Origin of the sequence: Corynebacterium sp. AOP36-E1-14 (assembly GCF_052377495.1) — a bacterium.
Lineage (GTDB): Bacteria > Actinomycetota > Actinomycetes > Mycobacteriales > Mycobacteriaceae > Corynebacterium.
On the sequence record NZ_JBQSWV010000053.1, the window covers coordinates 1 to 6,421 of the forward strand.

Here is a 6,421-nt window from a genome sequence, read left to right on the forward strand (position 1 = left end):
GCTTTCGTGGTTTCCCGGGCAATCGACCAAAGCAAATACCCCGCGCCCTACATCCCCGAATTCCTGGCCGGAAGCCCCCATTAATTGTGTCCTTTTGCCAGGTAACGTACTTGTCCGATTGGCGATATCCTAGGTAAGCGGATAGAAGCCCCCAAAGCCGACACCGCGAGCACCACCCACCACATTCACCTTGCCTGAAAGGCCAGTGTCATGCTTGCAATCATCGGCTCCATCGTCACCCTCGTCGGCACCGTCCTGATCGGCGCGATCATGCTGGTCGGCGGCTCCATCGTCGGCTTCTGATCCGCCCCGGACGCGACAAGCGCGAACCAACAGAAGGACCCTGCCCTCCGGGGCAGGGTCCTTCAGCTGTAGCTACCAGAGACCGGATGCCCCCAATAATCAGGGCCTCCGCCGACCGCTCCGCGGTCTATGTTTTAGACATGAACATTCTTCGTCGCACGATCACCAGGACCGCAGCCGCCACCTTCATCGCCACGCTCGCAGCTGCAGGCGTCGGCACCGCCACCGCCGCACCACAGCCTGCCGAACTCACCGTGGAGGGCCTTGCGCTGTTCAACCCCGCGAATGACGAGCCCTACTCCCGTGGCATCTCCCCAGGAACGACGTTCTACGTCGCCTACTCGGTGACAAACAGTTCCGATGCCCCGATCACCGTGACCGGATACTCCTCCAGCATCACGACCAGGGTCGAAGACAAGTGGATCACCCAGGGCTATCAGCCCGACTACTGCGACCAGTACATCGTGGAACGCGGCAGCACCGAACGCCAGGCCTTCCCCCAGGTCGTGACCCCTGGGGACACGATCCAGCCCCTGTTCGACAACGTGAACTACGAGTTCCTGTACGCCGCCGACAACCCGTGCCAGCGCATGGAGATCAACATCGGCACCGTCACCGTCACAGACGAAGATGACGACGGAGACGGAAGCCTCCCTCCTGCAAGCTCCTCGTCCAGCTCCTCGTCCAGCTCCTCGCTCGTCGGCAGCCTCGGGTCGCTCGCATCCAGCTGATCGACAACGCTCCGGGCAACGGCCTCGGACAACAACCCGCTGACCGCCTGGCCCGACAAAGCCTGACAGTCCCCTGACTGGAAAGTTTGTCGAAGAATGTTTATGGTAGAAGTTGTCGCTGTGACGAACTGAAGTCCTTCAGGCTCTCCCGCCCCGCAGCGGTCCACCAGTACACCTTTCGAAAGGACCTTCTCATGGGTATCGTCAGCAGCCTCCTCACCTCCGTCACCGCCCTCGTCGGCGGCCTCGTCGCCGGACTCGGCGGCGTCCTCGCGGGCCTCGGCTCCGTCCTCTAAGGTCTCTTACCTCAGAGACGCTTGCCGCTCGGACCCCCGGCTCACATGTGTGAGCCGGGGGTCCGGCGCACCAGAGACCCCACAGCATCATGTCCCGGCGTAAACCCCCGCCCACCGCCATCGAGACAGCCATCCTGCGCAACGCCACCCTGGCGATCGCGCTGACCTGGCCACTCTGGCAGGCCGGAGCTCTCACCGCGCACTTCACCGTGGAATCGTTCTTCAGCCACTGGTACCCGGTGGCCACGGCCACACTCTTCGCACTGGCGAACGCCCTGCTCGCCACCGCAGCAGTGATCGGACGCCGCGACCTCCTCGTCTTCTCGCTCCGTCTGTCCGCCGCCTCACTCCCCGCCGCCCTGGCCCTGTTCATCATCCAGACGGTCACCGACGGCGCTCCCGCGGCGTCCGGAATGTGGTTCGCGGTCTTCAGCGCTCTTCCGGCGATCGCCTTCGCCCTCACCGTCCCACTCGCACCAGGCATCGCGGGATTCTTCCTGCTGGTCGGCGGGACGACCCTGGCAGCGGCGGTCCTGGAGCATCGTTCCGACCCCCTGAGTGTGGCCACGGAGGTCAGCCTGGCGCTGGTCTACTCACTGCCCCTGGTCGTCATCGTCTGTGCGACCCTGCAGCTCGCCCGGTTCATCGACGCCGCCGGCAACAAGTCGCATGCGGAGAACATCGCCGCCACCAGGGCCCGCGCCAGGGCGGAGGAGACCACGAAATTCACGGCGCTGGTGCACGACAACGTCCTGTCCACCCTCAGCGGGATCACCCAGGGCATCTTCCCCACCGAACCCGTCGGCCTGCGTCTGACCCCTGTCTTCGACGAAGCCGGGGACATGTCCGCCGACCAGTTCATCGAGGCGGTGACCACCACCATCCGCCAACACACACCCGACTGCACCATCACCGCCGACGAGGGCACCTCCCTCACGCTGCCCGGGGTCGCCGGGGCGAACATCACCATGGCCGTCGCCGAGATGGCGAAGAACTCCCGGCAGCACGCCGGGCCACACGTCCGCCGGCACTGCCACGTCAGCCTGACCGACTCCACCCTCCACCTGCGCTACACCGACGAGGGGCCCGGCTTCTTCACCGGGGACGTCCGCCCCACCGCCGCGGGCATCCGCATCTCCATCCTGGGGCGTATGGAGGCCACGGACGGAGGTACCGCCACCGTCACCTCGGCCCCCGGGAACGGCACGACCGTGGAGCTCACCTGGCGCGACGCCCGGCGCACGGAATCCGCCGGCGGACATCCGCCACCCGGCCGAACACCCCACCCCAACATCCGCGCGTCCCGGTTCAACTCGGCCGGCATGCGGAACTACGACCTCATGCACCTCAGCTACGTTTTCGGCGTCCCCTACGGTGCGGCGGTCGCCGTGATCTTCACACTGCTCAACATCATCAACGGCCACCCGACGTCCACCGCGAACCTCGTGACCACCGTCCTCGCGGTGGCCCTCGTCGCGGTGATCGTCAGTGGACACACCTACCGGGTCGCGGCGTCCCGCGCCTGGATCGTCGGCGTCGGTGTCGTCCTGCTGATGGAGGCGGGGCGATGGCAGGACCTCTCGTCCGCACCGGAATGGAGCCACGACTGGCACATCACCGCCGCCTCACTGATCTGCGCCCTGCTGGCGCTGCGGGGACGACCCGTCGCAGCCCTGCTCGCACTCCTCGCCGGTGCCTTGGCCATCGAGGTCATGTCGGCGCTGCCCGGCACCCCCGACCGCAGTCTCGAGGCGGTGCAGGTCCTCCTGTCCAGCCTCCTGGTCGTGGCCTGCGCACTGCTCACCCTGGGAACCCGCTACACGCTCGCCCGACTCCCCGGGGCACGCCAGAAGCTCCGCGAGTCCGAGCTCCGCGTCATCGCGGCAGAGGAGGCGACCACCTACCGGCAGGACCGTCTCCAGCTTCTCCGTGAGGAGCTGGCGCCTCTCGTCGAGGCGACGACGGGTCTCACCACCATCGACGACGGGCTCAAGGAGCTCGCCCGCCTGACCGAACTCCGGATGCGGGACGCCATGCGCTCCCCGCTCCTGGACCTGCCGGACGTACGGACCGCCGCATGGGACGCGCGTGGACGCGGTGTCGCGGTCCAGCTCATCGACGACCGCTCGTCGGCGCAGGCCCCCGCCGGCCCCGTCGACGCCGCGACGGTGTCACCGATCGTGCCCCGCCCCATCGAGGCGCTCCACGACGGGATGGTCCGACGCATCCTGGATGCCCTGTCACGCGCCGACACGGGGACGGTCACCGTACGGCTCCTCCCCCGGGGCAGGTCGACGTTCGCCACGATCTCGGACGACGACGGTATCCGCCGTTACCACTGTGACGGATCCTCACTGCAATCTCAGGATGAACCGGTCGCAGGCCGGTGAAGCACTGTATGGTACTTCCATGAGCGAAACTGCCCTGAACGTCGCCGCCATCGACGACCACGAGCTGTCCCTGCGGGGCCTCTCGTCCCTCATCGACTCGGCCGCCGATCTCGAGCTGGCGGGCATGTTCACCTCGGTGAGCGACCTCATCTACGGCCTGGAGAACCCCGCCGGCCTGGACCTGGTCATCCTCGACCTGCGTCTCGCCGACGACTCGAACCCCGAGGAGAACGTCCACCGGCTGCAGTCCCTCACCCACAACATCCTCGTGCTCTCCTCCATGGAGAGCCCGTACCTGGTACGCAGCGCACTGAAGGCGGGTGTCCTGGGGATCGTCCAGAAGTCCGAGCTTCCCGAGGTGATCCTGCGAGCCGTGCGCGCCGCTGCACACGGTTACGCCGTGCCGTCCACGGAATGGGCGGCGGCGATCGACTCCGACCCGCAGATCAACGGGATCAACCTGTCCGAACGCCAACGCGAGGTGCTCGAGCTGTACGCCTCCGGGGAGCCGGCCAAACGGGTCGCCCGCCTGACCGGGATCTCCCAGGAGACGGTCAACGACTACCTGGGGCGCATCCGGGTGAAGTACCAGAACGCCGGACGCCCCGCCCCGGCGAAGACGGACCTCTTCCGTCGCGCGCAGGAGGACGGCTACCTGCCCGGCCCCAGCGACCCCCGCCTCGGCGAGGGCTGAGCTCAGTCCAGACCGAAGTTCGGGTCGCGGCCCACGTAGGCCATCAGGCGGATGGTGGATGTCGCGTCCGCCGAGGTCTCCTGCGGCGGGCCGAACCCGCCGCGTGCCTGCAACTGCTCACCCAGGGAGCGCAGACCGCCGAGGTTGCGCTCGGCGAAGTCCTCGTCCAGCTCCACGTCCCGGCCCTGCGACCGGGCGAGGTCCCAGGTGTGCATGAACACGTCCGGGATGAAGAACCCCTTCGCGTTGGTCTCCAGCGACTGCCCAGGGATGGGGCCGCGGGTGACCAGCGCCTCCGCCTTGACGTCGTCCTCCAGGGTGTCCTGGACGAGTTCGGCGAACTGTTCCCACGCGGCCGCCGGGTCGGAGTTCTTGTCCTCGGTGATGTTCACCGTGATTCCGACGTCCTCCAGGGCGGGGGCGAACCAGCTGATCAGGTGGCCGACGATGTCGCGGGCCGTCCACTCCGCGCACGGGGTCTGCGCGTCCCAGTCGTTGTCCCGTGTCTGGGCGGTGAAACCGTCGGCGATGACGCGGAACCGTTCAACGGTGTCCTTGGGTACAGACATGGTCTTTCCTCCTGTTCGCGGACCGGGCCGTAGTCGGGGCCCGGTTACTGTCCCTGACGAGAATACCCGCGCGGGTTCACCCCACGATCAAGCCGTGGTTCCACCCCAGCGCACAGGCGCCCACCAACACGGCGGTGAACACGGCCATCGCCACGGTGTCGCCGAATCCGGCGGCACGGATCCTCAGCGGCCCCGGAAGCAGGTGCACCGACCCCCAGCGGTCCCCGCCCACGGGCACGAACGGCGCGAACAACGGAACCCCGGAGCGCGTCACCGCGTCCCCGACGCAGTGCACCACACAGCCCAGCCCGACCGCGGTGGACATCACCGCCGGTGTGAGCATCTCCGGCCGGTCGCGCATCACCAGCAGGGTCAGGCCGACCGCGATGACCACCGCCCCCAGCGAACCCCACCGTTGGGCGACCGGACGCACCAGCGAATGCAGTGCCAGCAGGACCAGGGCGGCGAAGATGCCGATGGTCACCCTGCTGTCACCCAGGTCGACCGCACACCAGGTCGCGGCGGCCAGCAGCACGGCGAACAGGAGCGTGTGGGTGAGCGTCCTGTGCCCGCCGACGCGCCTGCCCCGCGCCCCGGTGGCCTCGGCGACCATCGAGGACAGGCGGTTGACGAACACGGACAGCAGTCTGCTGACCGGCCCCAACGTCCTGGCCGCGGTCCCGGACGGATGGTCCAGGTCCGGCAGGATCGCCGCACCGGCGGTGACTCCGGCCAGCACCACCACCGTCCCGGCGTCCGCCGGCACACCCGTGGCCTGCGCCGTCGTGACGGCGAGCACGACACCTGCCGCCGCGCCCGACATCGCGTGCGTGGGCCCCATGACCATGGCGCTCTCACCTTCCTTTCGGTGCCTGTTCCTCGCGAACCTTCCGCAACAGTTGTACAGGGCGGGACGGACATGAAATGAGCGGGGAGAGAGAACCCCCGGAAAATGGTTTTCCAAACTAACCGGTTGTGGGTTAACTTTCACCCAGGCGAACCTTAACGTCCCCTCCCGCAACGTGGCGCCCACACCACCACACCACCCACGAACCACCCGTCAGGAGTCCCCCGTGTGCGACCGGAACGCTCTCGGCACACTTGTCGTCGCCGCGGCCCTGACCTTGTCCGAGGCCGGTAGCGGCGCCGAATCCGAGGACGCCACGGCCTCGTCCTAGCCGTGGTCCCCGACCGTTCCGCACACCGACACGAGGAGACACCGTCCATGTTCGAGTTCCTGGGAAACCTGTTCAACCAGCTCATCGAGATCGCGCAGCTGGTCATCAGCTACATCACCCAGGGCCCCCCGGGCGTGCCCCCGACGTGCCCGGAGATGCCGTCGGAGGCTATCGCGGACACTGGTGTGACCTGCGGCGAAGAAACCTGGCCGGAAGCGGACTGACGATCCGCGCCACGCCCAACCGCGGAGCACCCCCGG

At 67.7% G+C, this 6,421-nt stretch carries 6 protein-coding genes; 4 read left to right on the plus strand and 2 right to left on the minus strand.

All coding sequences use genetic code 11. From position 1 onward, the window contains the following. Positions 1 to 443: 443 nt before the first annotated feature. The 3 genes from ACT3TD_RS14490 to ACT3TD_RS14500 all read left to right on the plus strand — a co-directional run bounded on the left by ACT3TD_RS14490 (position 444) and on the right by ACT3TD_RS14500 (position 4,414). Positions 444 to 1,034, plus strand: a complete 591-nt coding sequence (locus ACT3TD_RS14490) for a hypothetical protein (protein WP_441579868.1) — start codon at positions 444 to 446, stop codon at positions 1,032 to 1,034. A gap of 385 nt (positions 1,035 to 1,419) precedes the next feature. Beyond that, entirely contained in the window at positions 1,420 to 3,720 is a 2,301-nt protein-coding gene (locus tag ACT3TD_RS14495; RefSeq protein WP_441579867.1) for a hypothetical protein, read from the plus strand. Between the two features lie 19 nt (positions 3,721 to 3,739). Then, positions 3,740 to 4,414, plus strand: coding sequence for a LuxR C-terminal-related transcriptional regulator (locus ACT3TD_RS14500; protein WP_441579866.1), 675 nt, complete (start codon positions 3,740 to 3,742; stop codon positions 4,412 to 4,414). A 2-nt stretch (positions 4,415 to 4,416) separates the two neighbouring features. On the opposite strand, the gene ACT3TD_RS14505 is transcribed toward ACT3TD_RS14500, so the two are convergent. Together ACT3TD_RS14505 and ACT3TD_RS14510 are read right to left on the minus strand one after the other, a co-directional pair. Next, entirely contained in the window at positions 4,417 to 4,983 is a 567-nt protein-coding gene (locus ACT3TD_RS14505) for a TIGR03086 family metal-binding protein (RefSeq protein WP_301443338.1), read from the minus strand. A 76-nt stretch (positions 4,984 to 5,059) separates the two neighbouring features. After that, on the minus strand, positions 5,060 to 5,824 hold the full coding sequence (locus tag ACT3TD_RS14510) for a metal-dependent hydrolase (RefSeq protein WP_441579865.1): 765 nt from the start codon (positions 5,822 to 5,824) through the stop codon (positions 5,060 to 5,062). 384 nt (positions 5,825 to 6,208) lie between these two features. Here ACT3TD_RS14510 and ACT3TD_RS14515 point away from each other — a divergent pair, with 384 nt between their 5' ends. Then, positions 6,209 to 6,385 (plus strand): hypothetical protein, encoded by a 177-nt coding sequence (locus tag ACT3TD_RS14515; RefSeq protein WP_441579864.1) that lies wholly within the window; start codon positions 6,209 to 6,211, stop codon positions 6,383 to 6,385. The last annotated feature ends 36 nt before the right edge of the window (positions 6,386 to 6,421 follow it).